Annotated in this window: 24 protein-coding genes; 13 read left to right on the top strand and 11 right to left on the bottom strand. The window is 72.7% G+C overall.

The genetic code is table 11. The features are described from left to right. Window positions 1–127 precede the first annotated feature (127 nt). The 5 genes from IE277_RS22320 to IE277_RS22300 are packed head-to-tail and all read left to right on the top strand — an operon-like array spanning window position 128 to window position 4,154. Complete coding sequence (locus IE277_RS22320; RefSeq protein WP_189955111.1) at window positions 128–787, top strand: DedA family protein; 660 nt, start codon at window positions 128–130, stop codon at window positions 785–787. Continuing rightward, the gene (locus tag IE277_RS22315) at window positions 787–1,389 is read left to right on the top strand and encodes a phosphatase PAP2 family protein (protein ID WP_189955109.1); all 603 of its coding nucleotides are present in this window, start codon (window positions 787–789) and stop codon (window positions 1,387–1,389) included. The genes IE277_RS22320 and IE277_RS22315 overlap by 1 nt, the downstream gene beginning before the upstream one ends. Next, window positions 1,386–2,093, top strand: coding sequence for a phosphatase PAP2 family protein (locus tag IE277_RS22310; RefSeq protein WP_189955108.1), 708 nt, complete (start codon window positions 1,386–1,388; stop codon window positions 2,091–2,093). The genes IE277_RS22315 and IE277_RS22310 overlap by 4 nt, the downstream gene beginning before the upstream one ends. 1 nt (window position 2,094) lies before the next feature. Then, the gene (locus IE277_RS22305) at window positions 2,095–2,766 is read left to right on the top strand and encodes a response regulator transcription factor (RefSeq protein WP_189955106.1); all 672 of its coding nucleotides are present in this window, start codon (window positions 2,095–2,097) and stop codon (window positions 2,764–2,766) included. Continuing rightward, the gene (locus tag IE277_RS22300; protein ID WP_189955104.1) at window positions 2,763–4,154 is read left to right on the top strand and encodes a sensor histidine kinase; all 1,392 of its coding nucleotides are present in this window, start codon (window positions 2,763–2,765) and stop codon (window positions 4,152–4,154) included. Before IE277_RS22305 ends, IE277_RS22300 begins: the two co-directional genes overlap by 4 nt. Before the next feature lie 126 nt (window positions 4,155–4,280). On the opposite strand, the gene IE277_RS22295 is transcribed toward IE277_RS22300, so the two are convergent. After that, window positions 4,281–5,222, bottom strand: a complete 942-nt coding sequence (locus tag IE277_RS22295) for an NADP-dependent oxidoreductase (protein ID WP_189955282.1) — start codon at window positions 5,220–5,222, stop codon at window positions 4,281–4,283. Between the two features lie 100 nt (window positions 5,223–5,322). Here IE277_RS22295 and IE277_RS22290 point away from each other — a divergent pair, with 100 nt between their 5' ends. The 5 genes from IE277_RS22290 (at window position 5,323) to IE277_RS22275 (ending at window position 9,089) form a co-directional block, all read left to right on the top strand. Further along, window positions 5,323–5,736 carry a winged helix-turn-helix transcriptional regulator gene (locus IE277_RS22290; RefSeq protein WP_189955103.1) on the top strand — a complete coding sequence of 138 codons (414 nt, stop codon included), beginning with the start codon at window positions 5,323–5,325 and terminating at the stop codon, window positions 5,734–5,736. 529 nt (window positions 5,737–6,265) lie between these two features. Beyond that, the gene (locus IE277_RS22285; RefSeq protein ID WP_189955101.1) at window positions 6,266–7,177 is read left to right on the top strand and encodes an oxidoreductase; all 912 of its coding nucleotides are present in this window, start codon (window positions 6,266–6,268) and stop codon (window positions 7,175–7,177) included. A gap of 35 nt (window positions 7,178–7,212) precedes the next feature. Continuing rightward, window positions 7,213–7,518, top strand: a complete 306-nt coding sequence (locus IE277_RS49585) for a hypothetical protein (RefSeq protein ID WP_373310847.1) — start codon at window positions 7,213–7,215, stop codon at window positions 7,516–7,518. Between the two features lie 27 nt (window positions 7,519–7,545). After that, window positions 7,546–8,013 (top strand): GNAT family N-acetyltransferase, encoded by a 468-nt coding sequence (locus IE277_RS49580; protein ID WP_373310846.1) that lies wholly within the window; start codon window positions 7,546–7,548, stop codon window positions 8,011–8,013. 170 nt (window positions 8,014–8,183) lie between these two features. After that, window positions 8,184–9,089: an oxidoreductase gene (locus IE277_RS22275; protein WP_189955099.1), complete on the top strand. Its 906-nt coding sequence runs from the start codon at window positions 8,184–8,186 to the stop codon at window positions 9,087–9,089. A gap of 49 nt (window positions 9,090–9,138) precedes the next feature. On the opposite strand, the gene IE277_RS22270 is transcribed toward IE277_RS22275, so the two are convergent. The 3 genes from IE277_RS22270 to IE277_RS22260 all read right to left on the bottom strand — a co-directional run bounded on the left by IE277_RS22270 (window position 9,139) and on the right by IE277_RS22260 (window position 11,870). Next, window positions 9,139–9,975, bottom strand: a complete 837-nt coding sequence (locus IE277_RS22270; protein WP_189955097.1) for a COG4705 family protein — start codon at window positions 9,973–9,975, stop codon at window positions 9,139–9,141. Between the two features lie 14 nt (window positions 9,976–9,989). After that, window positions 9,990–10,844, bottom strand: a complete 855-nt coding sequence (gene prcB, locus IE277_RS22265; RefSeq protein ID WP_189955095.1) for a proteasome subunit beta — start codon at window positions 10,842–10,844, stop codon at window positions 9,990–9,992. A 75-nt stretch (window positions 10,845–10,919) separates the two neighbouring features. Next, entirely contained in the window at window positions 10,920–11,870 is a 951-nt protein-coding gene (locus IE277_RS22260) for a lysylphosphatidylglycerol synthase domain-containing protein (protein WP_189955093.1), read from the bottom strand. A gap of 184 nt (window positions 11,871–12,054) precedes the next feature. On the opposite strand from IE277_RS22260, the gene IE277_RS22255 reads away from it, so the two are divergent. Beyond that, window positions 12,055–12,438: a BlaI/MecI/CopY family transcriptional regulator gene (locus tag IE277_RS22255; protein WP_189955090.1), complete on the top strand. Its 384-nt coding sequence runs from the start codon at window positions 12,055–12,057 to the stop codon at window positions 12,436–12,438. A gap of 659 nt (window positions 12,439–13,097) precedes the next feature. On the opposite strand, the gene IE277_RS22250 is transcribed toward IE277_RS22255, so the two are convergent. Further along, the gene (locus IE277_RS22250; RefSeq protein WP_189955088.1) at window positions 13,098–15,452 is read right to left on the bottom strand and encodes a glycoside hydrolase family 65 protein; all 2,355 of its coding nucleotides are present in this window, start codon (window positions 15,450–15,452) and stop codon (window positions 13,098–13,100) included. Next, on the bottom strand, window positions 15,449–16,189 hold the full coding sequence (locus IE277_RS22245) for an HAD family hydrolase (RefSeq protein WP_189955086.1): 741 nt from the start codon (window positions 16,187–16,189) through the stop codon (window positions 15,449–15,451). The genes IE277_RS22250 and IE277_RS22245 overlap by 4 nt, the downstream gene beginning before the upstream one ends. A 140-nt stretch (window positions 16,190–16,329) precedes the next feature. On the opposite strand from IE277_RS22245, the gene IE277_RS22240 reads away from it, so the two are divergent. Further along, the gene (locus IE277_RS22240; protein ID WP_189955084.1) at window positions 16,330–16,992 is read left to right on the top strand and encodes a nucleoside/nucleotide kinase family protein; all 663 of its coding nucleotides are present in this window, start codon (window positions 16,330–16,332) and stop codon (window positions 16,990–16,992) included. A gap of 3 nt (window positions 16,993–16,995) precedes the next feature. On the opposite strand, the gene IE277_RS22235 is transcribed toward IE277_RS22240, so the two are convergent. The 5 genes from IE277_RS22235 to IE277_RS22215 all read right to left on the bottom strand — a co-directional run bounded on the left by IE277_RS22235 (window position 16,996) and on the right by IE277_RS22215 (window position 23,590). Beyond that, window positions 16,996–18,858, bottom strand: a complete 1,863-nt coding sequence (locus tag IE277_RS22235) for a hypothetical protein (protein WP_189955082.1) — start codon at window positions 18,856–18,858, stop codon at window positions 16,996–16,998. Between the two features lie 5 nt (window positions 18,859–18,863). Further along, entirely contained in the window at window positions 18,864–19,751 is an 888-nt protein-coding gene (locus IE277_RS22230; protein WP_189955080.1) for a carbohydrate ABC transporter permease, read from the bottom strand. Window positions 19,752–19,770: 19 nt separating this feature from the next. Further along, window positions 19,771–20,751: a carbohydrate ABC transporter permease gene (locus IE277_RS22225; RefSeq protein WP_189955078.1), complete on the bottom strand. Its 981-nt coding sequence runs from the start codon at window positions 20,749–20,751 to the stop codon at window positions 19,771–19,773. 54 nt (window positions 20,752–20,805) lie between these two features. Next, window positions 20,806–22,137, bottom strand: a complete 1,332-nt coding sequence (locus tag IE277_RS22220) for an ABC transporter substrate-binding protein (protein ID WP_189955076.1) — start codon at window positions 22,135–22,137, stop codon at window positions 20,806–20,808. Between the two features lie 301 nt (window positions 22,138–22,438). Beyond that, the gene (locus tag IE277_RS22215; protein ID WP_189955074.1) at window positions 22,439–23,590 is read right to left on the bottom strand and encodes an ROK family protein; all 1,152 of its coding nucleotides are present in this window, start codon (window positions 23,588–23,590) and stop codon (window positions 22,439–22,441) included. A gap of 331 nt (window positions 23,591–23,921) precedes the next feature. On the opposite strand from IE277_RS22215, the gene IE277_RS22210 reads away from it, so the two are divergent. Continuing rightward, the gene (locus IE277_RS22210; protein WP_189955072.1) at window positions 23,922–24,791 is read left to right on the top strand and encodes a BadF/BadG/BcrA/BcrD ATPase family protein; all 870 of its coding nucleotides are present in this window, start codon (window positions 23,922–23,924) and stop codon (window positions 24,789–24,791) included. Window positions 24,792–25,001: the final 210 nt, after the last annotated feature.

Raw genomic sequence — 25,001 nt, 5'->3', positions numbered from 1 at the left:
ATGACAAGGCAAAGCCCGGGAACGATCGCCACTCTCCGTTCGTCTACAGTCCGGTAGACCGTCTACAAATGTGTAGTCGGATCTTGTCGAGGAAGTCGACGCAAGTCGATGGAAAGGGCGTACGGCGATGGCCGCTTCCCCCCACCTGGCAGCGCAGCTCGCGGTCAATGTGCTCGACGCCCACTCCCTGCTCGCCACCTTCGGCGTGCTCGGCGTCGGCGTGGTGCTCTTCGCGGAGACGGGCCTGCTGATCGGGTTCTTCCTGCCCGGGGACTCCCTGCTGTTCACGGCGGGCCTGCTGTGCACCGGGTCCGCGACCGGCACGGTGCACCTCTCCCTCGGTCCGCTGCTGGTCTCGGCGGCCGTCGGGGCGCTGGCCGGCTCGCAGTGCGGTTTCCTGATCGGCCGCAAGGCGGGCGGCGCGCTGCTCGCCCGCACCCGCTCGGCGAAGCTGCGCGAGGGCGCCCAGCGCGCCGAGGAACTGCTGGAGCGCTACGGCCACGCGAAGGCGATCGTGCTGGCCCGCTTCGTGCCGGTGGTGCGCACGGTGCTGAACCCGATGGCGGGCGCGCTCGGCGTGCCGGCCGGCACCTTCACCCTCTGGCAGGTGGCGGGCGGGCTCGTGTGGAGCCTCGGTCTCACCCTCGGCGGATACGCGCTCGGCTCCTCGATCCCGAACGTCGACCAGTATCTGCTGCCGGTGATCGCGCTGATCGTGGCCGTCTCGCTGATCCCCGTTGCCGCCGAGGTCCTGCGCTCCCGCCGGGCCGCGAAGGAAGCCCGCTGATGTTCCTGGCGCTCTCCGGTTCGTCGGTGGACGGGCCGCTGTACCGATACGTGGTGGACCTCGCCCGCCACTCCCCCGCCTGGCTGGACGGCCTGGTGGCGGTGTGGTCGGCGTACGGGACGGCGGTGTTCGCGCTGCTCATGCTCGTCGGCTGGTGGCGGGCCCGCCGGGCGGGGGCGCAGGCGGCCGTCACGGCGCTGGCCGTACCGCTGGTCGTGGTGGCGTCCTTCGCCGCGGACTCCGTACTGAAGCTGCTCGTGCGGGAGGACCGGCCCTGCCGGGGCCTGGCCTTCCGCACGCTGGAGGCGTGCCCGGCGCGCGGGGACTGGTCGTTCCCGAGCAATCACGCCACGATCGCCTTCGCGGCGGCGGTGGCGCTGTTCTTCGTCTCCCGGCGGCTGGGCACGGTGGCGGCCGTGTGCGCGGGCGCCATGGGGGCGTCCCGGGTATGGGTCGGAGTGCACTATCCGCACGACGTCGCCGCGGGGGCGGCGGTCGGCGCGGCCCTGGCGTACGTCGCGATGACCGCCCTGGGCCGGCTGCCGGAGGATCTGCCCAAGCGGCTTTCGGACACCCGGCTGCGCCCGCTGCTGGTGTCATGAACCGCGGCAGGGTCACGGAGCCGGCCGGCACGCTGGCGCTCGCCGGCTGGATGGCGTTCGCGGTCCTGGCCGCGGTGCTGGTGAGCGACCAGGGCGGCCCGCTCTATCTGGACCAGGGCCTGCTGTCCTGGTCCGTAGGGCACCGCACGCCGGTGACGGTGGCGCTGGCCCGCGGGCTGACCGCCACGGGCACGGGCGTCGTGCCGTACGTGATGGTGGCCGTGGCCGGGCTGATCGCGGTCCGCGGCGCGCGCCGGCGGCTGGTGGCCGTGCCGCTCGGCATGCTCTGCCTCGGTGCGGGCCAGGCGGTGCGCCTCGGCATGATGGAGCTGGTCGGCAGGGCCCGGCCGCCGGGGCAGGACTGGCAGACGCAGGCCTCCGGCTGGTCGTTCCCCTCCGGTCACACCACCACATCCGCACTGACGGCCGGGCTGCTGATCGCCGCCCTGTGCCTGCGCTCCCCGCGCGGCCGGACCACGCTGTGCGTGCTGGTCGCCTGCTGGGCGGCGGGGGTCGGGCTGACCCGGGTCTTCCTGGGTGTGCACTGGTTCAGTGATGTCGTCGGCGGCTGGCTGCTCGCCGCCGGCTGGCTCGGTGTCTGCGTCGGCGCGCTCGCCCGCTGGCTGCCCGCGCACCACGTCCCGTGTGCCCCGGAGCCGGGCACACCCCGCCCGAGCGATACGGCCGACAGACAGGTGGAGTGAGATGCGCCCCAGGATCCTCATCGTCGAGGACGATCACGCCCTGCGTGACGTGCTGCGCCGTGGTCTGCACGACGAGGAGTTCGACACGGTGGTCGCCCCGGACGGCGCCACCGCGCTGCGGCTGGCGACGGCGGACGTGGCCGCCACCGTGCTGGACGTCGGGCTGCCCGACGCCGACGGCCGTGACGTCTGCCAGGCCATGCGCGCCAACGGCTTCCTCGGCCCGGTGATCTTCCTGACCGCACGGCACGGACTGGCCGACCGGCTGTCCGGCTTCTCGGCCGGCGGCGACGACTATCTGCCCAAGCCGTTCCACCTCGCCGAGCTGACCGCGCGGCTGCGGGCCGCGCTGCGCCGGGCGGCGCCGCCGGTCACCGCCACCGCCGTCTCGGCGGGCGGACTGGTGCTCGACGGCGTCCGGCACAGCGCCACCGTGCACGGCAGCCGCGTCGACCTCACTCCGACGGAGTTCCGGCTGCTGGCGGCGCTCACCGCGGCCGGCGGGGAGCTGGTGCGCCGCCGCGATCTGCTCCGCGCGGGCTGGCCGGAGGGAGCACACGTCAGCGACAACACGCTCGACCAGTATCTGACCCGGCTGCGCCGCAAGCTGCGCGCCGCCGGCAGCGAGCTGACCATCGCCACCGCCCGCGGCATCGGCCACCGCCTGACATGAGTCTCCCCCGCCGTCCCCTCCTCCCCTGCCTCGCCCGCCTCCGGCCGCGCACCCTGCGCGGCCGGCTCTCCCTGGTCGCGCTGACCACGGCCGCGCTGCTGATGCTGATCCTGACCGTGGTCTTCAACACCGTGGTCCGCCATCGCCTGGAGCGGGAGGCGGACGACGAACTGCGCACCCGCGCGGCGGCGGTCGCCACGACCGTCGACGTCCGGGACGACCGGGTGCGGGTGCTGGAGACCTCGGGCGATCGGCTCCTGGACACCAACGCGTGGATCTACGCCGACGGCCGCCTGCTGGAGCAGCCGCCGGCCGGCTCCGATGCGCTCACCCGTGCCGCCGACGCCCTGGCCGCCGAGCCGCCTGCCGCCGAGGGCCGGCGCGGCTGCCGCACGGTGGGCGGCCCCGACACGGTACGGCTGTGCGCGCACCCGGTGCCGGGGGCGGCGGCGCGGGCCACCGTGGTCACGGCGCTCGACCTCGCGCCCTACCGCAGTTCGGCCCGGACGCTGCTGCTCGGTTCACTGGCGCTGGACGCGGTGATGCTCGTCTGCACCTACGCGCTGACCCGGCTGGCGGTGGGGCGGGCGCTGCGGCCGGTGCGGGCCATGACGGACCAGGCCACGCAGTGGAGCGCCGTGGCGTCCGAGGAACGTTTCGCGGGGCGGGGCCGGCCGGCCGAACTGGCCGCGCTGGGCGCCTCGTTGGACTCCCTGCTGGACCGGATCCGGGCGGTGCTGCGGCATGAGCGGCAGCTGACCGGCGAGCTGTCGCACGAACTGCGCACCCCGCTCAGCCGGATCGTCGCCGAGCTGGACTGGTGGCGGGCCCGCCCGCGCTCCGAGGCCGAGACCCGGGCCTCGTACGAGGTCGTGGCGGAGGCCGCGCAGTCGATGCGCACCATCTGCGACACGCTGCTGGACGAGGCCCGCGAGGGCATGCCCTCGGCCCCCGGCACCGCCGACGCGCCGACGGTACTGCGCCGGCTGGCCGCACACACGGACGCCCCCGGCGCGGTGCGCGTCATCGTCCCGGACGGACGGGTACCGCTCACGGCCGGAGTGCAGCCGGCACTTCTCGAACGAATCGTCAGCCCCCTGCTGGCCAACGCGGTGCGCTATGCCCGTACGACGGTCACGCTCGCCGCGTCCCGGTCGGACGGCTGCATACGGATCGGGGTCACGGACGACGGCCCCGGCGTGCCCACGGCCTTCACGGAGTCGCTCTTCCAGCCGGGCCGGCGGGCCGACCCCGGGGACGGGCACGGCGGAGCGGGCCTCGGCCTGCCGCTCGCCCGGCGTCTGGCCAGGTCAGCAGGGGGCGAGGTGACCTACGACCCGGGGTACGGGCCGGGGGCACGGTTCGTGGTCATCCTGCCGGCAGGCTGACCACGCCCGGCTCGGCCGCAGCGCCGGCAGCCCGGATGCAGCACTTGCGATGATGTTCAAGCTCGTCGCATCCGCTCAGGCCCGCCGGCGGGAGGACGCCGCCGCCTGATCACCTCACACGATCCTTCAGACCGTGATCGCAAGCTTGCCCTGCACGCCGCCGGCACCCAGTACCTCGTGCGCCTCGGACAACTTCTCCAGCGGGAACACCTGCTGGAGGTGCACCCGAAGACTCCCCGCCTCGACCAGCTCGGTCAGTGCCTCCAGGCCGGCCGGGTCCGGCTCCACGCCGACCGCCGCGAAGCGTACGCCGGACCGCTCCGCCAGCCCGGGCAGGGTGGTGCTGAGCCGCTCCACCGCCGTCACCAGCACTCCGCCCTGCCGCAGCACACCGAAGGAACGCTCGGCGTTCCCACCGCCCAGGGTCTCCAGCACCACGTCCACCGGCGCGTCCCGGAGCACCTCGGTGTAGTCCTGGGTCCGATAGTCGATCAGCTGGTCCGCACCCAGCCCGCGCAGGAAGTCGTGCTTGGCCGCGCTCGCCGTGCCGATCACCTCCGCGCCGAGGTGCTTGGCCAACTGCACCGCGACGTGCCCGAGCCCGCCGCCCGCGCCGTGGATCAGTACCCGTTGCCCGGGCCGCAGCTGTGCGATCTCCACCAGTGCGTGCCAGGCGGTCAGGCCGACCAGCGGCAGCGCAGCGGCCTCCTCATGGCTGATCCCCGCGGGCTTGCGAGCCAACTGCCGTGCGGGGGCGACCAGATACTCGGCGTTCGCCCCGGCCGCAGCCGGGAAGTAGGGCATCCCGTAGACCTCGTCACCGACCTTGAACCGGTGCACACCCGGATCGACCTGCTCCACCACCCCGGAGACGTCCCAGCCCAGGACGAAGGGCGGCTCGCCCAGCAACGGGAAGGCGCCGGAGCGGACGAACAGCTCCACAGGGTTCACGCTGGTCGCCTTGACCCGGACCAGCACCTGCGTCGGTCCGGGTGTCGGCTCGGGCGCGTCGTCGACGAGCTCCAGCACCTCGGAACCGCCGAAGGACTTCTGGGTGATCGCACGCATCGTCATGCACTCCTGTTCAGGGGGCCTTTCTGGATGTCCCTATCCTCGGCGCGGCGGTATCTGTTGAACAGAAGGCACTTCAGAGGTATATAGGTACCTCATGGGTACTATCGACAACCTGCGCTTCTACGGCGGCGCGGATGCCTATCTGGCCGCCTGCCCCTCCCGCCAGATCCTGGACGTACTCGCCAACAAGTGGACCATGCTGGTCATGGGCGCACTGTCCGGCGGCCCGATGCGCTTCGGCGAGCTGCGGCGCCGCCTCGACGGCATCACCCAGAAGATGCTCACCCAGACCCTGCGCACCCTGGAGCGGGACGGCCTCGTCACCCGCACGGTCTACCCGACCATTCCGCCGAAGGTCGAGTACGCGGCCACGGAACTGGGCGAGAGCGTCACCGCGCTGATGCACGCGATCCGCGCCTGGTCCGAGGAGAACATCAACGCCGTCCTGGACGCCCGCGACACCTACGACGCGCGAGCCGCCCAGGAGGTACAACCGGTCACGGCCTGACCGCCTTGCACTACCAGCCCGGCGACCCCACTGCGGGAGTTCATCGCCGCGAACGCCGAGGGGTCCAGCGGGCCGCGGAGCGGCTTTACCTCTCGCAACCCGCGCTGACGAAGCAGATCCGCCGCCGTACCGACCGCTTGGGAGCGTGCGCTGCACGTCATTTGAGGCGCCATGGCCCGTGCCGCACGCACGCTACGGGTCGGCTTCATGGCCACCGCCGCCGATGAGCGCACCCAGCTGATCACCGCCGACTTCTCTCCCTCCACCACGGGGACACCGGCCCCCGCAGCCCCCGTATCCGATGACCTACCGGCGGACACCCCTGGCCGCCCCCCTGCTAGAATGCCTGCCAGCAGGAGAGCCTTCTCGGCGCGGATTCCGATCCGCCGGGGAGGCTTTTTTCATGCTCGGGGCCGTGCCCCGGCACTGGCGGGCCCGTCGTGAGGCGCATGCCCCGCCGAGCGGCCTGAACCCGCCGCGCCCACCCGTCGGTTCCTCGTTTCCCAGCCCGCAAGAGGAGAGCCATGTCATGAGCCCACAGACGAACACCCCAGCAGCCACCGGGACGTGGCAGCTCGGCGACCTGACGGTCAACCGTGTCGGGTTCGGCGCGATGCGCCTGACGGGCACCGCGCCCTTCGACCGCGGCGTGCCGCGTGACCGCGAGCAGTCGATCGGCGTGCTCCGGCGGGCGGTCGAACTCGGCGTGAACCACATCGACACCGCCGCGTTCTACTTCTCCGCGACGCGCTCCGCCAACGAGCTGATCAACCGGGCGCTGGCGCCGTACCCGGAGGACCTGGTCATCACCACCAAGGTCTGGCCGGGCCGCGATCCCTCGGGCGCGTGGTGGTGGGCCGCTCCGGAGCAGTTGCGCGGCCAGGTCGAGGAGAACCTGCGCCAGCTCGGCCGCGATCACCTGGACGTGGTGAACCTGCGGGTGCCACCGAGCCGACGGACCGGATCGATCAGCGAGCACTTCGGAGCGTTGGCCGAGTTGCGCGACGCCGGGCTGATCCGCCACCTCGGCATCTCCAACGTCACGTCCGGGCAACTGGCCGAGGCCCGAGCCATCGCCCCGGTCGTCTGCGTGCAGAACCCCTACGGGATCGGTGCGGCGCGCGAGGACCGCGCGCTTGTCCAACTCTGCGGTGAACTCGGCCTCGCTTTCGTTCCGTTCTTCGCGATCGCCGGTCCCGGGCGCGAGGCGGGGCCGGCTCCCGGTGACAGCGAGGAGGTGCGCGCCGTCGCCCGCGCGCACGGTGCGTCCCCCGCGCAGGTCCGGCTGGCCTGGACCTTGCAGCAAGGGCCGCACGTGCTGGCGATCCCAGGGACCGGCGATCTGGGCCACCTCGCACAGAACGTGGCGGCCGGCGCGCTGCGGCTCTCGAAGGAGGAGATGGCACGCCTCACCTCGCTGCGGCCGGCCGACGCCGGCTGACCGAGCCGTTCCGGACGGTCATTTTCGGATGCGGCGTGCCCCTGCTGTTCGCCGACGCCGAAGAGCTCGGCCCGCTACGGCTGTTCGTGCGAAAGGAACCAGGAACCCCTTACTACGGCGGCCCGAGCCACGCTCAACCCGTCGCAGAGGGATCCGGGACCATCACCGCGGCCGACATCGCCCGGGTGCGTGCCCGGCAGCGCGAACTCGGCGTGCCGGAGGCATTCGAGTGGCTCGCCGAGGCAGCTCCAGAGCTTCGTGCCCGTGTCGAGGCCGCCGGCCTACCCGTGGAAGAACGCCCGCTGATGGCCCTCGACCCGCACCGTCCGGTTCCCTCATAGCCTTTGCCGGACGGTGTCACGCTCCGCGTGCTGACGGCCGACGATCCGGTCCTGCCCAAGGCACTCGCTCTGCCTCGCCTGGCCTTCGCCGAGCCGGGCACCGCTGTTGGCCCGGCGGGCCCCGAGCAACTGTCGGCGGCTGCTGAGGAGTTGGCCGCGGACGGCACGGTCGAAGCGGTCCGCCCCACGATCCGCGCCGGGCACAAGACCCTCATGGCCGCCCTTGCCCCGGACGGCACCCCCCTCGCCATCGGCCACTACCACCCGGCGGGCGGCACCACTGAGATCGGCGGCGTCGGCACTCTCCCCATCGCCCGCCGCCAGGGCCTGGCCGCGGCCGTCACGGCGGCCCTGGCCGTTCATGCCCGCGAGCACGGGGAGCGGACCGTCTTCCTCGCCTACGCGGAGGACACCGTCGCCCGCATCTATGCCTGTTTGGGGTTCCGGCCTGCGGACGTCACCCTTCTGATCGCCAACCAGCCCGCACGGTCGTAAGGCCTGGGACTCCTTCCTGACCGACGCTGTCTCGGTAGGTCCAACGGATAAGTACCGAGGGTTGGTTCCCCAGGGGGATGTGAGGTTTCGCCCGGTCCGTAGACCTGTCGCAGCACGCCGTGACCACCCCATACTCCAGAACCTGACAGGCCGGCGGACGAAGGAGCACGGTGAGCGCAGTGACAGCGGCGGGGACCTGGAAGCTCGGGGACCTGGAGGTGAATCGCATCGGCTACGGCGCGATGCGGCTGACGGGCAACGGCATGATGGGAAACTCCGACGGCACGCCGATCGACCGCGATGTCGCCGTCGGCCTGCTGCACAGCGCGTTCGAGCAGGGTGTCGATCACATCGATACGGCCGCCTTCTATTTCTCGCCGCTGCGGTCCGCGAACGAGCTCATCAACCGGGCCCTGTCGTCCTGGCACGGCGACGTGGTCGTGGTGACCAAGGTCGGCCCGTCGCGCGATGCCTCCGGGGAGTGGCTCGACATAACCCGCCCCGAGCAGCTGCGCGGCCAGGTCGAGGAGAACCTGCGCCAGCTCGGCCGCGATCACCTGGACGTGGTGAACCTGCGTCGCAACGGCCCCGGTATGGCCTCGGTCACCGAGCACTTCGGCGTCCTCGCCGAGCTGCGCCAGGCGGGCCTGATCCGGCACCTCGGGTTGTCGAATGTCCGCCCGGAGCAAGTCGCCGAGGCCCTGACGATCGCGCCCGTGGTCTGCGTGCAGAACTCGTACGGCCTGGACTGGCGCCGCGCCGACGAGATCGGACTGGTGGACCTGTGCCGGGAGCAGGGCATCGCCTTCGTCCCGTACTTCGCCGTCTCCGGCCTGCGGCGCGAGGCAGCCGCCGTTCAGGAGCGCGATGCGCGCGTCCACTCCGTGGCACGCGCTCACGACGTGACGCCGGCCCAGGTGCGGCTCGCGTGGACACTCCACCGTGGTCCGCATGTGCTGGCCATTCCCGGCACCACGAACCCGGCACACCTCGCGGAGAACATCGCCGCCGGAAACCTGCGCCTGACCGAGCAGCAGTTGGCTCTCCTCGACAAGCCGGGCGAGGGCACCGCCTGAGCCCCTGCCGACCATGCTCGATGAGGCTGCGCCATATCGAAGTGACTGCTCAGGCGTGACGTGGTGCGGAGCGTTCCTCGGTGATGTCCTTGCGGGTGACGATGAGGTAGACGACCAGGGCGAGGATGACGCCGAGGAACAGCGCGCTGGTCACCACGGTGCCGAGGCCGAGGCCGAGGCCGCCGTCGCCGGTGGGCTGGGAGAGGTAGTCGCCGACGGACGCGCCGAGCGGCCGGGTGAGGACGTAGGCGATCCAGAAGCTGGTCACGGCGCTGAGGCCGAGGGCGAACCGGGCGAGGGCGACGGCGGCGATGGCGGCGGCGAACAGCAGCGCCGACACCCAGTAGCCGAGGCCCATCTTCCCGGCGACCAGGTCGCCGGCGGAGGTGCCGAGCGCGAAGGTGAACAGCACGGCGAGCCAGTAGAAGGCCTCACGGCGGGTGGTGTCGATGTGGTGGATCGACAGGGTGCGCTCGGTGCGGTACCAGAGGGCGAAGACGACCGCCAGGGCGATCCCGAAGACGGTCGTGGTCGTCTCCAGGGCCACGCCCATGTTGTCGGTCAGGTTGTCGCTGACCAGGGTGCCGACGACGCTGATCAGGGCGACGGCGAGCCAGTACACACCGGCGCGGTAGGCCTTGGTGCGGAACTGGACCACGAGCACCACGGCGAGCAGCGCGCTCATCAGCAGCGAGACACCGGTCAGTCCGAGGCCGGCCTTCTCGTTCAGCAGGTCGGCGCAGGTCTCGCCGACCGTGGTGCACAGCACCTTGATCACCCAGAAGTAGACGGTGACTTCCGGCACCTTGTTCCAGCGCACAAGGCCCGGCAAGCCGGTGCCGGTGCCGGTGCCGGCCACCGTGGTCGAAGAGGTCTCTGATGTCATGGTGGCGCCGGTGCTCAGGGCGTGGCGTGCGGTCCGTCCGGGCGCTCGCCGCGCCACAGGATCATCTCCCGGCTCAGTTCCTCGGTCTCCGTCTCGGACAGCCGCTCGAAGCCGTCCTCGGTGATCACCGACACGACGGGGAAGATCCTGCGGGTCAGGTCCGGGCCGCCGGTGGCCGAGTCGTCGTCGGCGGCGTCGTACAGCGCCTGGAGCGCGGCGAGCGCGGCCTCACGGCGGGTCAGGCCCGGCCGGTAGAGCTTCTTCAGGGCGCCCCGGGCGTACGGGGAGCCGGAGCCCTCGGCGTAGAAGTCGGACTTCTCGTACAGGCCGCCGGCCGGGTCGAAGCCGAAGATACGGCCGCGGCCGCCGTCGGGCGCGGTGACGTCGTAGCCGGCGAGCAGCGGGACGACGGCGAGGCCCTGCATGGCCTGGGCGAGGTTCTGCCGGATCATGGCCGCGAGGCGGGTCGCCTTGCCGGCCAGGGTCATCGGGATGCCCTCGATCTTCTCGAAGTGCGTCAGCTCGACCTGGTAGAGCCGCACCATGTCGACGGCGAGGCCGACGGTGCCGGCGAAGGCGACGGCCGTGTGGTCGTCGGCGGGGTGCACCTTCTCCAGGTCGCGCTGGGCGATGAGATGGCCCATGGTGGCGCGGCGGTCGCCGGCGATCAGCACGCCGTCGCCGTAGACGAGGGCGAGGACGGTGGTGCCGTGCGGGAACCGGTCGGCGGCCACCCGTACACCGTCGGGCAAAGCGGGTGCGGTGGGCAGCAGCCCGGGGCGGTGAGCGGCCAGGAACTCGGTGAAGGACGACGTCCCCGGCGTGAAGAACGCCTCGCTCGGCAGCCCCGCGGTCTCTTGGCCCGGCATGGCCCTCCCCCTCCTGTGACGGCATGTGACACCCGACTCCTACCTGGGGTGGGCGCAGGGCAAACTCCCCGTCCTTCACAGGGCTTTGCGCCGCACCAGCACGCCGAGCACCAGCAGACCCGGGAGCAGCGGCAGCCATACGGTCAGCAGCCGGTAGCCGAGCACGGCGGAGGCGGCCGCCGCGCCGGGGGCGCCCGCGACGGTGAGGGCGAGGGCGAGCGCCGCGTCCAGGGAGCCGAGGCCGCCCGGGGTGGGCAGCAGGGCGGCGGCGCTGCTGGCGGCGAGGTAGAGCAGGGCCACCTGCTGCGGGGGCAGCGGCAGGGCGACGGCCTGGGTGACGGAGGCGAGGACCAGACAGTGCAGCGCGGCGAAGGCGAGGGAGCCGCCCCACAGGGCCGCCGCGCGTGCGGGACAGCCGTGCAGGGCGCGGATGTCGGCGCGGACGGCTGACAGGGCCTGCCGGCACCGGGCCCACCAGGGGGTCATCGGCAGGGCGCCGAGCACGACGAGGGCGGCCACGGCGACGGCGAGGGCCGTCGGGGCGGGGTGCGGCCGGCGCAGCAGGCCGGGACAGGCCGGGGCGAGCAGCGCGATCAGGGTCAGGCGGACGGCGGCACCGGCGGTGGCCTTGACGGCGAGGGCACTGGCCGAGCGCCCCGCGGGCAGTCCGCAGCGCATGAGGAACCGCAGGTTCACCGCGCCGGCACCGAGCCCGGCGGGCAGCAGATGGCCGACGGCGGAGGCGGCGAACTGGGCGGCGAGGAGCCGGGGTCCGGGCAGCCTGCGCAGGACCGCGCCCTGCTGGGCGAGTGCCGAGGCCGCCCAGGTACCGAGGGCCGCGGTGGCGCCGACCAGCAGCCAGCCCTGGTCGGCGCCGGCCAGCCGTCCGGCGCCGCTCTCGACGGCGGGCCAGTGCCGCCGGGCCAGATAGAGCCCGCCGCACAGGACGGCGAGCAGAACGCCGGCATGCCAGTGGACGCGGCGCCGGCCGAGGGAGGCGGCGCGGCGGGCCGGTGAGGTCGTCATCAGCTGTCTGCCCCCTCGGCGTGCGGAACCCTTTCCACCCTACAGTCTGTAGGGTCAAGGGCGGGGGTATGCACAGGCGCCGTCGGACCAGGGAAAAACATCAACAAAATACCCGGAATCGCGGCTTCTTGTCGGACGGACGGGGCCATCCGGCCGATGGCACTACGCGCTGTAAGGTTGGAACATGGGTGGCACAGGGGCTCGCGGCAGGGCGGAGCGGCGCAGCGCCGGTGAGCTGGAGAGTGCGGTACTGGCCGCGCTCTGGGCCACCGAGCGGCCGCTGACCCCGGCGGAGATCCAGGCCGAGATCGACGGCGAACTCGCCTACAACACGGTGCACACCATCCTCAAACGCCTCTACGACAAGGGCCTGGTGCTCCGGGACGCCGACGGGCGGCGCGGTGCGTACCGTCCGGCGAAGAACGCGGCCGAGCTGACCGCCGAGGCGATGCACGAGGCACTGAACCGCGGCCCGGACCCGATCGCCGCGCTCCAGCAGTTCGTGACGGGGCTGAGCCCCGAGGAGGAGCGGGCACTGCGGGAGCTGCTCGCCGAGGGCGGCACATGAGGTTCGACGTGTAGAGCCCGCCGGCGCCGTGCCTGCTGGTGCCGTGCCCGCTGCTGCCGTGCCTGCTGCTGCCGGTGGTGGGGCCGGATCGCTGGTCCTGCCGGCCGCCGCGCTGCCCGGGGGCGCACCGGCAGTGATCCACGAGGCCCACGAGGACGGGCACATGGTCACCGATCCGGCGCCCGGGGCGATCGCCCTCGCGTCCTCTCCCGCACGGGTGGCGATCACCGTACGCGCGCCCCGGGCCACACCCGCCGAGCGGGGCACTCGGCGGACACCCGAGCGTGAACGCGCCCAACTGACCTACGGACACGGGCCGTTGGTCGCGGCGACGACACTCGCGGCGGCGGGCCGACCGCTGCTCGCCGCGGTGCGTACGGCCGTCGGCTTCCCGGTGGAGCGGTGGCCCGGTGCGCCGACGAGCAGGCGGCGGCCATGGTCTGCGACCGGCGGACCACCGCCCACCCGCCGCGGCGGCCGTCCTCTCCTCGGAACCCTGTCGGCGACACTCGCGGTGGACGCGACGAGCGATGTGCCGGGTCGGCTGTCGGCGTGCGGAACTGAGACCGCCGACGGGCCGGCGGCCGGCGGTGCCGCCGTGGTTGGTCGCGCGGCCCCGCGTCTCTTCAGCGAGCTGACGTACCGTCAGTCATCGTGGTTCAGATGTCGTTCGGGGCGCGATGCGGTGGTTGCTCCGGGGTGGGCCGGCGGACCGCTGGAGGGACGGTCCGCACCGCCGGTTCCTCCGTGCTCACCGTCACCGGCTCCCCATGGTGACGCAGGGTCAGCGGTGGCCCGTCCAGCAGCGCGTACGTGGTCTTGTCCGCGCCGATGTCCACCCGCAGCCGCCGCCCGCGGAACTGGACGTGGAAGGCGAGCCGGCTCAGCCGCTCCGGCAGACGCGGGGCGAACCGCAGCCGCTCGCCGTCCCGGCGCATCCCGCCGAACCCCGCCACCAGCGCCATCCAGGTTCCGGCCAGCGAGGCGATGTGCAGCCCGTCGCGCGTGTTGTGCTCCAGGTCCTGCAGATCCATCAGGGCCGCCTCGGTGGTGTAGGCGTGGGCGAGGTCCGGATGGCCCGCCTGGGCGGCGATGACGGCCTGGCAGCAGGCCGACAGCGAGGAGTCCCGGACGGTCAGCGGCTCGTAGTAGGCGAAGTTCCGGGCGACCTGGTCCTCGTCGTACCCCGAGGTGAAGTGCTCGCCGCAGGTGTACATCGCCAGCACCAGGTCGGCCTGCTTGACGACCTGCTTGCGGTAGAGGTCGAAGTAGGGGAAGTGCAGCAGCAGGGGGTACTGGTCGGCGCGGGTGCCCGCGAAGTCCCAGCGCTGGTAGCGGGTGAAGCCGGTGTGCTGCTCGTGCACGCCGAGTTCGTCGTTGTAGGGGATGTGCATGGCCTCGGCGGCGTCCCGCCAGGCCGCGCTCTCCTCCTCGCCCACGCCCAGCCGGGACGCCTCGCGTGGATGGCGCTCGGCGGCGTCGGCCGCGGCGAGCAGGTTCTGCCGGGCCATCAGGTTGGTGTACGTGTTGTCGTCGGCGACCGCGCTGTACTCGTCGGGCCCGGTGACGCCGTCGATGTGGAAGACGCCGCGGGTGTCGTGATGGCCCAGCGAGCGCCACAGCCGGGCCGTCTCCACCAGCAGCTCCACGCCGGTCTCGCGCTCGAACGCGGTGTCCCCGGTGGCCTCGACGTACCGGATCACGGCGTCGGCGATGCCGGCGTTCACATGGAAGGCGGCGGTGCCGGCCGGCCAGTACGCCGAGCCCTCCGGTCCGGCGATGGTCCGCCAGGGGAACGCGGCGCCGCCGAGGCCCAGTTGGGCCGCCCGCTCACGGGCCTCGTCCAGTGTGCTGTACCGCCAGCGCAGCGCCTCGGCGACGGCCGCGGGCGCGGTGTGCGTGAGCACGGGCAGCACGAACATCTCGGTGTCCCAGAAGGCGTGCCCGTCGTAGCCGGAGCCGGTCAGGCCCTTCGCCGGAATGGCGCGCTGCTCGGCGCGGCTGCCGGCCTGCAGGACATGGAACAGGGCGAAGCGGACCGCCTGCTGGACCTCCTCGTCGCCCTCCACCTCGACGTCCGCGCGGGCCCAGAAGTCGTCCAGGCAGGCCCGCTGGTCCGCCACCAGGCCCGGCCAGCCGTCGTGCCCGGCGGCGGCGAGCGCGGCGTCGACCTGGTCGGCCATCGCGGGCAGCGAGCGGGTGCCGGACCAGCCGTGGGCGACGAGTTTCTCCACCCGCAGCGTCTGGCCGGGTTCCAGCACGGAGGTGACCGTCAGCCGGGCGACGTCGGCGCCGCTCTCGCTGCGTATGGTGGTGCGGTCGGGGCCGCTGACGACGTGGTCGGCGGCCACGGCCACGCGCAGACCGCTGCGCCGGGTGCGGTGCACGAGCCGCAGCCGGCTGCCGGCGGCGAAGTGGTCCTCCGGCTCCAGCGGGGACTGCAGCGCCATGGCGGTGCGCGGGTCGCCGTCGGACTCGGGCAGGGTCTCGTTGGCGACCAGTTCGGACTGGATCACCACCCGGCTGCGACAGCCGACGGCCTGGACCTCGTACGCCACCGCGGCCACCGCGCGCTGGGTCAGCGACACCAGCCGGGTCGAACGCACGCGGACCGTGGAGCCCGCCGGGGAGGTCCACTCGCAGGTCCGCTCCAGTACGCCACGGCGCAGGTCCAGGACCCGCTCATGGGCGACGAGCCGGCCGTAGCGCAGGTCGAACGGCTCGTCGTCCACCAGCAGCCGGAGCACCTTGCCGTTGGTGACGTTGATGACGGTCTGCCCGGACTCCGGGTAGCCGTAGCCCGCCTCGGCGTACGGCAGCGGGTGCACCTCGTGCACTCCGTTGAGGTAGCTGCCGGGCAGGCCGTGCGGTTCGCCCTCGTCGAGGTTGCCGCGCCAGCCGACGTGCCCGTTGGACAGCGCGAACACGGACTCGCTCTGGGCGAGCACACCGAGATCGAGGGCGGTCTCCCGTACGGCCCACGGCTCCACGCTGTACGACCGGTCGGTGATCACTGCTTGCCTCCCAGCTCGGCGAGATCCTTCACCACGACGCTCGCGCCGTGTGCGTACAGCGCGTCGGCCTGGCCGGCCCGGTCCACCCCGACGACATACCCGAAGCCGCCCGCGCGGCCCGCGTCCATGCCGGCCAGCGCGTCCTCGAAGACGGCCGCCCGCGCCGGCTCGACGCCCAGGTCGTGGGCGGCGGCGAGGAAGGTGTCGGGGTGCGGCTTGCCGGGCAGCCGCCGTTCGGCGGCGACGACGCCGTCGATGCGTACGTCGAAGAAGTGCTCGGCGTCGACGGAGCGCAGCACGTCCTGGCAGTTGGCGCTGGAGGAGACGATCGCCGTGCGCAGCCCCTGGGCGCGGACCGCCGCCAGATAGCGCAGGGTGCCTTCGTAGGCCTCCACCCCGCCGGTGCGGATCCGCTCCAGCAGCAGGATGTTCTTGCGGTTGCCGAGGCCGTGCACGGTCGGGGTGTCCGGCGGGTCCTCGGGGGTGCCCTCGGGCAGGTGGATGCCGCGTGAGTCGAGGAAGGCGCGGACGCCGTCGGCGCGGGGGCGGCCGTCCACGTACTCGTCGTAGTCGGCGACCTCGTCGAAGGGGCGCCCCTGTGCCCCCGCGTAGTCCCGCAGGAACGCGTCGAATGTCTCCTTCCAGGCGGCCGCGTGCACGACGGCCGTCTTGGTGACGACTCCGTCGAGGTCGAACAGACAGGCCTGGATCGCTTCGGGAAGACCGAGCTGAGTCATACCGGCACTCTTCCCCATGGGCGGCGCCGAGTGAGTGGCGCACGCCACAGCGGCCGGTTCTTCTCGGCCTCGTCTCGGCAAAGAATCGCGCTGCCCGGCCCCCGGCCGCGCCGGACCGCGAGGGTGCCACACTGTCCCGTGTGCCGCTGACCTTCGATGACCTTCTCGTTCGTGCGCGTGGCCTCGTGCGGGACGGCCGGCGTGCCGTGCTCGGGATCGCGGGCAGCCCCGGCGCGGGCAAGACCACCCTCGCCGGGCATCTGGTGCGCGCCCTGAACGGCGACGAGCCGCGGTGGGCCGCGCATGTCCCCATGGACGGCTTCCACCTCGCCGACGTCGAACTGGACCGGCTGGGCCGCAGGGACCGCAAGGGCGCGCCGGACACCTTCGACGCGGCCGGGTACGCGGCGCTGCTGCGGCGGCTGCGCGACGACACCGACGAGGTGGTGTACGCCCCCGGCTTCGAGCGCGTGCTGGAGCAGCCCCTCGCGGGCGCGATCCCGGTACCACCGGCCGCCCGGCTCGTGGTCACCGAGGGCAACTACCTTCTGCTGACCGAGGGTTCCTGGGCCCGGGTACGCCCGTGCCTGGACGAGGTCTGGTTCTGCGAGACGGACGAGCACGAACGCGTCCGCCGGCTGATCGCCCGCCACGAGGAGTTCGGCAAGGAGCACGACACGGCCGTGGCCTGGGTCCTGGGCACGGACCAGCGCAACGCCGACCTGGTGGCGGCGACCCGGGGGCGGGCGGACCTGGTGGTGCCGCCCGCCGCGCTGCCCGCCGTCGGGCTCCCCGAGGGGTGACGCTCAGCGGCGCAGGACGAGGGAGGGTTCCCCTCGGCTGTCGCCGGCCACGGGACCGACGACGGCTGTGAACGCCTCCGTGCGCACGACGAGGCCGCCGGGACTGCCGGGATCGCTGGGATTGCCGGGATCCTCCTCGAAGCGGGGCGCGAAGTCGCCGCCGGGGCCGTACCGTACGGCGAACACATGCAGGTGCTCCGGCGCACCCGGTGCCGGATCGGCCTCCAGGGCGCTGGAGGAGACCAGGTGGCGCCAGCCCTCGTCGGGGTTGCCGTAGCCGCGCGGGTCGGCGGCGAGGGTGAACGCCGCCTGTTCCTGGGTGAGTTGGGCCCGGGTGTCGAAGTCGTCGGGGCCGGCGTCCGTGGGATGGGTGAGGCGCAGGCCGCCCGCCGAGCTGACCTCGCTCTCGGCGGTACGGCGCACCCGGTCGCCGTCGTCGGCGGCGTACGGCAGCCCGGACAGCAGGTACGGCGCCCCGTCGAGCCGTTCCACGGCGACCGTGACCCACAGGCGCGTGCCGTCGGTGACGTACAGCGAACGCACATGGCGCAGGACGTGGTCGCGGCCGACGACCGGCTTGGTCACGAGTTTCGCCGTGAGCCCGTCGGCGCGGGCGTCCGCGACCCGGACCTCGCCCATCGGGCGGCACAGCAGGAAGCCGTCGGCGACCGGGCCGAACCCGTGCTGGCGGCGCACGGCGGCGGGCAGGTGGTAGGTGCCGCCCGCCTCGATCATGGCGGGGGTCATCCGGCTGTCGAAGGCCACCGAGACGGTGCCGGAGCGCAGTTGGTGGCGGACGGGCCGCCCCGATGGGGTGCGGTGCCAGCGGGTGGCGTCCTGGATCTGCCAGACCAGCATGAAGGCGAAGTGTCCGTCGATGCCGCCGTCCTGCTGGACGGCGTGCCGGCCCCAGCGGGTGTCGCCCCGGTAGCGGCCGAGGTCGGCGCCGACGCGGGCGCCGAAGTGGCGCAGGCCCAGCACGGACTCGAAGCCGGAGTGCTGTTCGCTGTAGCGGGGTCCGCCGTTGTCGTAGCCGCCCGAGGTCAGGCGGGCGTCGATGTAGCGGGCGAGGGCGTCGCCGTCCTCGGCGAACATCTCCTCGCCGCTGACGCGGTGGGCCTGGGCCAGGAAGGACAGGGAGATCGGGCCGTAGTTGTTGTCGTAGGCGCCGCCGTGCTCGGGCGGCAGCAGGGCGCCCCGGTCGGCCACGCGGTGCGCGCGGATCTCGTCGGTGTACAGGGCGAGGGCGAGGGAGCGGACCGCGGGGGCCTCCTGCGTGGGCAGATGACGGGCGAGCATCAGGCCGCCGACCACACAGCCGATGGCCTGGTTGCCCGCCTGCTGCGGGTTGAAGAAGGTGGCGTCGGTCAGCCAACGCCAGTAGCCGTGCGCCAACTGCCGTAGTTCCGTGCGCTGTTCGTCGTCCAGGAGGCCGTCGGCCGCGTCGAGGAGGTTGACCGCCTGGAGCAGTGCCCAGACGGTGCTCGGCCAGTCGCCGATGGGGTGGGCTCCTGCGGCGAGTACGTAACGGGCGTACGGCAGGCCCGAGTTGATGGTTCTGAGGTTGGGGTAGCCGGGGTTGTCCTCGGTGTGGACGCGCTCGCGCAGGTGGAAGGCGAGGCTGCGGCGGACCGCCGCCGGCAGCCGGGGGTCCTTGCCGCGCTGCCAGGCGAGGGCCAGCAGGGAGGTGATGCCGAGGGAGGTGTCGCCGATGTCGTCGTGGGCGCCGGGGTGTTCGAGGCTGCCCTCAGGGCCTGTCGTCAGCCGGGCGAGGGCCTGCTCGGTGACGTCGGCGAGGACGGCGTCGTAGGCCTGCGGGGTGTCGGGCAGGTCGTGCAGCGGGCCGCGCTGGTAGGGCAGATGCATGCTGGTCAGCCCTTCATTCCGGTGGTCGCCAGGCCTTCGACCAGTCTCTTCTGGAAGACGAGGAAGCAGATGAGCGTCGGGGCGAGGGCGAGTGTCGACATGGCGAACATCGCGCCGTAGGAGGAGCCGCTGGTCTTGTCCAGGAAGAGGGTGAGGCCGAGGGGGACGGTGAAGCGGGCGTTCTGCTGGAGGTAGACGAGCTGGCCGAGGAAGTCGTCGTAGGTCCAGATGAAGGTGAAGATCGTGGTGGTGATCAGGGCCGGCCTCATCAGCGGCAGGATGATCCTGAGGTAGATCTGCAGGGGGTTGGCGCCGTCCATCATCGCGGCCTGGTCCAGCTCGCGCGGGATGGAGCGGATGAACTGCACCATCAGGAAGATGAAGAAGGCGTCCGTGGCGAGGAACTTCGGCACGATCAGCGGCAGGAAGGTGTTGATCCAGGTCAGGTTGTAGAAGATCGTGTACTGCGGGATCAGCGTGGCCTGCATCGGCAGCATGAGCGTGGCGAGCATCAGGGCGAACCAGCTCCTCTTGCCCCGGAACTCGAAGCGCGCGAAGGCGTAGGCGGCCAGCGAGCAGGAGATGACGTTTCCGGTCACCGCGCCGATCGTGACGATCAGCGAGTTGGTGATGTAGAGCGCGAAGGAGTTGCCGGAGCCGCTCCAGCCCTCGGCGTAGTTCCGCGGGTGCAGCCGGTCCGGGATCAGACCGGGGTGGGTGAAGATGTCGGTGTCGGGCTTGAGGGAGCTGCTGAGCATCCACAGCAGCGGGTACAGCATGACGAGCGCGACGCCGATGAGCAGGGTGTGCAGGAGGACACGGCGGGGGCCGGGGAGCGACCGGAGCGAACGCAGCTTCTGGAGCGGCGGAACGCTCGGAGTGATGGCGGACATGATCGGGCGGTCTCCTCGCTCAGTCGTCGTAGTGGACCCAGTAACGGCCGGCGACGAAATTGACCGCCGTGAAACCCGCGATGACCAGGAAGAGCACCCAGGCCAGCGCCGAGGCGTAGCCCATCTGGAGGTCGGTGAAGCCCTTCTTGTACAGGTAGAGCGAGTACAGCATGGTCGAATTGAGCGGTCCGCCCGTGCCGTTGCTCACCACATAGGCGGGGGTGAACGTCTTGAATCCGTCGATGATCTGCAGCACCAGGTTGAAGAAGACGATCGGGGTGAGCAGCGGGAGGGTGATCCGGAAGAACCGGGTGACCGTTCCGGCGCCGTCGATCGCGGCCGCCTCGTACACATCCTTGGGCAACTGCTTCAGCCCGGCCAGGAAGATGACCATCGGTGTGCCGAACTGCCAGACGGCGAGCAGGATGAGCGTGTAGATCGATGTGTCCGGACTTGAAATCCAGTCCTGGCCCTTGATCCCGAACCAGCCGAGCAAGTCATTGAACAGGCCGTCCCCGCCGAACACCTGTCGCCAGACGATCGCCATGGCCACCGCGCCGCCGAGCAGCGACGGCAGATAGAACGCGGCCCGGTAGACACCGATCCCCTTCAGCGGCCGGTTGAGCAGGATCGCCACACCGAGCGCGAGGGCCAGCTTCAGCGGGACGGAGACGACGACGTACAGCAGGGTGGCGTGCACCGAGTCCCAGAAGACCGGGTCGTCGGAGAACATGTGTGTGTAGTTCCGCGCGCCGATCCATCGCGCGGGCGTCAGCAGGTCGAAGTCCGTGAAGGACAGATACAGCGAGTCCAGCATCGGATAGACCGTCAGGCCGAACAGACCGACGAACCAGGGGGCCAGGAAGACGTACGGCCACCATCCCCCGCCGCGCCGTCCGACGGCACGACGGCGCGGGCGTGCACGCTCGCGGCGGTCCGCGGGGGCCGCGGGGGCCGCCGGCTCCTCCCCCTCGGCCTCGTCGCTCTTGGCGCTGGTCATGCTCATCGTCTCCCTGAAGCCTCTCCCGGTGCCGGACCGTGCTGGGGCGGGTGCTCAGCCCGCGAGGATGTTCTGTGCCTGGTCGAAGAACTCGCTCGCCTGCGCCTTGATGGTCTTCCTTCCGAAGGCGACCGCCAGGTTGGACTGGAAGAGCAGGTCGCGGATCCGGTCGGCGCCCTGGGGCGGGGGCACGGGCGCGGGCAGCGCGTCGGTCGCCTTGGCGACGCGCCGGGAGATGTAGTCGGCCGTCGCCATGTTGCGCTTGTCGGTCTCGCTCAGTCCGGCCGAGATCAGCGAGCGTGCCTTCTGGGTCGGCGGGATGCCGCGCTGCAGCTGCATGTCCTTGATGGCGGTGGTGTCCTGGGCGAAGAAGTCCATGATCTTCACCGAGTCGGCGACCCTCTTGCTGGCCTTGGTGGCGCTGAGCAGCACTCCGCCGTTGACGAAGTTGCCCTCGCGGGCGCCGGCGAAGCCGCCCTGCGGGGTGGGCAGGAAGTCCAGCTGGACGTCGGTGATCGCGCCGCCGGCGCCGTAGACGCCGGAGTCGAAGGTGAACAGGGCCTTGCCGATCACGACCGCGTTCTTGGTGAGGTCGTTGTGCGCGGCGGAGGTGATCGCGGGCGGCGGCGAGGCCTGGTCCTTGCGCATGCCGGCCCAGAACTCCCACCACTCCGTCAGGGTGTCGGCGGTGAAGCCGAGTTTCGTGCCGTCGGCGGAGAAGAACGGCTGGCCCTTCTCGCGGGCGAAGATCTCGAAGCACTGCAGGGCGGAGCCGCCGCCGTCGTCGACGCCGTGGATCCTGCCGCCGCTCTTCTTGTGGACGTCGACGGCGATGTTCTTCAAATCGTTCCAGGTCCACTCGCGGTCGGGCAGCTTCAGGCCGAGTTTCTCCAGGCCGCTGCGGTTGACGGTGAGCTGGTTGACGCCGATGCCGGAGGGGACGCCGTACAGCTTGCCGTCGACCGTGCCCGCGGCGAGAAGCGTCGTGGAGAAGCCGGTCAGGTCCAGGGATTTACCGACGTAGGAGTCGAGCGGGGCGAGGATGCCCTTGCGGGCGTACTGGGCGACCAGCGCGGTGTCCATCTGCAGCAGGTCGGGGGCGCTGCCGCCGGCGACCTGGGTGTTGAACTTGTCGAAATAGCCGTCGTAGCCCGAGTAGCGGGTCTCGATCCTGATGGTGGGGTTGCTCTTCCGGAAGACCGCGAGGGCCTTCTTGTAGGCGGCGTGCCGCTCGTCGCTGCCCCACCAGGTCATGGTCAGATCGCCGCCCGCGCTGCCGGCTCCGGTGCCGCCGGCGCAGGCGGTGAGCGCGGGGCCGAGGGCGCCGGCGGCGGCGAGCCCGCTCACGGTGCGGAAGAGGGTTCTGCGCGAGATCCGGTGACCCATCGGGTCCTCCCTGAAGGTGCGTGACGGAGCCCGGCCGGATCGCCACGGCACGGGTGCGGGTGCGCCGTCGCTGCGGCTCGGGTGCATGACTGGGGAAAGGAGCGCCTCCGGGGGGCGGCCTCGCCCGGCCGCGCCGCCCGGTCACGGCTGGGGTCTGCGGCCGGCTCCGGCCGCTGTCGCACGAGCACGCCCTCGTGCGCCGCGCCGTACCTCGCGTACGGCGCGGATGCCGCCCCGAGCCGGTGTCCCGACCGGCTCAGAAAGCGCTTGTCCGGACATTGGCAGAACGAGCCGGAGGCCGTCAATCCTTCCGCCCCGCGGCCTCGGTCACGGTTCGGACACCGCGGGCGACCGCGAGCCGGGCCGCGCCGACGAGCGTGCCCGGCTCGCCGACCGTGCTGCCGACCACCTCGGTGGGCCAGCTCAGCCGGGCCAGTTCGGCCCGGACGCCGGGCAGCAACTGCGGGTCCGCGCCGGTGCTGCCACCGAGCACGATGAGTCCCGGGTCGAGCACGGCGGCGACCGCGGCGGCGAGCCGGCCCACGTCGGCGGCGTGGCGGGCGACGAGGGCCCGGGCCGCGGCGCTGCCCCGGCCGGCGAGGGCGAACAGCTGCTCCGTGGTCGCCGGGCACGGCCCGTCCGTGTCCTGCCAGGCCGCGGCGGCCCGCCGCAGCAGCGAGGCGGCGCCGATGTGGTCCTCCAGGGCCTCCAGGCGCGGCTCCCGGCCGGCGTCCGCGTCCCAGGGGTAGGGCAGCCGGGCCAGCTCGCCGGCGGCGCCGTTGGCCCCGCGCAGCACCCGGCCGTCGATGACGACGCCGAGTCCGACGCCCACGCCGACGCGCAGATAGCCGAAACCGGCGCGGCCCCGGGCGGCGCCCTCGTGGAGTTCGGCGAGGGCGGCGCAGTTGACGTTGTTCTCCAGGTGGACGGGGACGCCCGGCGGCAGCGCGACGGAGACGGCGTCGAAGACCGGGCCCGCCTTGGCGGTCGCCGGTCGCATGCCGGTGCCCTGCGCCGCCCGTGCGGTGACATCGCCGACGGCGACGACGATGGTGCGCAGCGGGCCGGCGGCGGGCAGCGCGCGCAGGGCGGCGCGTACGGCCTGCGCGGCATCGGCCCGGGGGGCGGTGGCCTCGGCGAGTGTGCTGCCGTCGAGGGCGCAGCCGCGGACCCGGGTGAGGTCCGGTCCGAGGTCGACGGCGAGTACGGCGCCGGCCTCCGGTCCGAGCCGGTAGACGGCGGCGGTGCGGCCGGTGCCGCTGGACGCCGTACCGGAGTGGGCCGCGAGAGCGGCGCTCTCCAGTTCCGCGACGGCGGCGGACACCGTCGGTTTGGACAGGCCCGCCAGGCCGGCCAGTTGGGGCCGGGTCGCGCTGCCCGCGCGGGCGAGCACGGCGAAGACCGCGCTCGCGCTCTCGGACAGCCGGGGCGCCGCCACCACGTCGTGTTCCACGGTTTCCCCACAGGTCAGGGGCCGATTCCGGGGACCTCGTCCGCCGGGGCACGGCCATGGGATGCCGGGCGTCACGCCGGCCCGGTCAGGTCAGGCGGCGCCCGGGAGCGGGGCGCCTCTTGACGCACCCTACTTCGTTAGTTAACTTCCTAACGAACTTCACGGTACTCGCCTGCCGTGCTCCGCCCGAGGCCCGTCCCGGGGCTTCCCTACCGCTCCTCCCCTGCCCTCCCTGCTCCCTCCCCTGCTTTCTCAGGCACGGTCCACCCGCCGGCTCCTCACGCACGGTCCGCCCGCCGGCGCGGCACCGCACACCGGCGAAAGAGGTCCCGTGCAGGACTCCACGCCCGTCCTGGTCGGCATCGACGTGGGCGGCACCAAGACACATCTGCGTGCCGTGGCCGGGGGCACCCCCGTCGCCGACCACGTCCGCACGAGCGGCGGCTGGCGGCCGCACGACCCGGTGGCCGCGGCCGGCTGGCCGGCCGCGCTCGCCGCCGAGGTCCTGCCGGCCGGCGTACGCCCCTCGGCGCCGGCCGTCGGCGGCCACGCCTGTGAGACCCCGCGCCAGTGCGCGCGGATACGCTCCGCCCTGCGCGACCATGCCGACACACCCGCGCTGGTCGTGGGCGACGCCGAACTCCTCGTACCCGCCGCCGGGTTGGCACGCGGCATCGGTGTGGTCGCCGGTACCGGCTCGGTGGCGGTGGGCCGGCGCGCCGACGGCACGCCCGTACAGGTCGGCGGCTGGGGCGCGGCCCTCGGGGACGAGGGCGGCGCGGCCGGGCTGGTCCGGGAGGCGGCTCGCGCCTGCTGGGCCGCCCATGACCGCTGTGAGCCTCCCGACGCGTTGGCGGCGGCGCTGCTCGACGCCTTCGGCGAGCCCGAAGTGCCCGCGCCGGGCGCGGCGTTGGAGGGGGCCACGGACCCTTCGGCCGAGTGGGGCCGGCAGGCACCGGCCGTCTTCGCCGCGGCCGAGGCGGGCTCGGCGCTCGCCCGCGGCGTGATCGCCGCGCAGGGCCGCGCCCTGGCCACGCTGGTGACGCTGCTGGCCCGGCGCGGAGTACCGGCCGAGGACGTGGTGGTGGCGGGCGGCACGGTCCTCGCCCAGCCGCTGCTCTACGACGCGTTCACCGCCGCCCTCGCCGAGACGCTCCCGACGGCTAGGGCCTGTCCGGCGGATCAGGTCGCGGGAAAGTGACGGTGCCTCATCGGCCCAGGTGAGTGGGGGCTGGTGCGTCCAGCTGCAAGGCGGAGGAATGAGTCGACGCGGAGCGTCGGCGAGTGACGACAACGCCGCAGATGGGCGTGCCAGCCCCCGCGTCCGCGACAGGATCCGCCGGACAGGCCCTAGGCCGCGGCCGTTGCGGGTGCCGCCGGTCGACGGGGCGGTGGCGCTGGCGCGTTCGCT

Origin of the sequence: Streptomyces alanosinicus (assembly GCF_014650595.1) — a bacterium.
Classification (GTDB): Bacteria; Actinomycetota; Actinomycetes; order Streptomycetales; family Streptomycetaceae; genus Streptomyces; species Streptomyces alanosinicus.
This window is presented reverse-complemented; position numbering and strand designations above follow the sequence as displayed.